Source organism: Aeromonas sp. PrichA-15 (genome assembly GCF_017939245.1).
In the GTDB taxonomy this organism is placed as follows: domain Bacteria; phylum Pseudomonadota; class Gammaproteobacteria; order Enterobacterales; family Aeromonadaceae; genus Aeromonas; species Aeromonas caviae.
This window is the reverse complement of sequence record NZ_JAGKRH010000085.1, coordinates 1-645: the sequence shown is the minus strand read 5'-3', so window position 1 is coordinate 645 and position 645 is coordinate 1. Positions and strand designations below refer to the sequence as shown.

Below are 645 nucleotides of genomic sequence, written 5' to 3'. Positions count from 1 at the left end.
TAAACACGATGATAGGAAATGTGAAAAACTCGCTGCGGGGCAGTTGCCATACGCTCGGAGCGAAGCATTTACCAAGGCATCTTGCGGAATACTGCTTCCGGTTTAATCATCGTTTTGACCTCAAGAGCATGTTGGTTGAATTGGGGTATGCAGTCGTGGCAAGCCCTCCGATGCCATATCGGCTCTTGAAGCTGGCTGAGGGTCATGGGTAATCAGGAAGGTTTTTAAATCAATGCGTTAAGGATGATTCCGGTGAATGTGAACAGTGATTCCGGGATGTTGAACACTGTTTCCGGAAAGGAGGGGCGAAGTGTTCAGGTTGAACCGGAATGAGCGTTCACATTGGTCCGGAAATGGTGTTCACGTTGAATCGGAATTGGTGTTCATGATCGGCCGGAATATGCAAGCAGTCCCTATCTGGAAAAGGTACTGGATGCTGGGCTGGCTAAATTGAATCAAATTTAACAATTTATTCACGCTCTCGCCCTGCGGGAGACTCGCAGTATCTATTCACCAGGACGGGGTTGACGGCATCAGTTCTGCCGGGATGGGATAATCTGTCTTCTCGATGCACGCCCTGACCACGGCCCTCAACCACTCCTGTGGGCAGCGGCCCAATCGCTTGCCGGTCTCCACCAACGACAG

Annotated in this window: 1 pseudogene; it reads left to right on the top strand. The window is 50.9% G+C overall.

The window, feature by feature from the left end:
- Positions 1-212: pseudogene (locus J9889_RS12815) on the top strand (IS1595 family transposase); the annotation flags it as partial.
- Between the last annotated feature and the right edge of the window lie 433 nt (positions 213-645).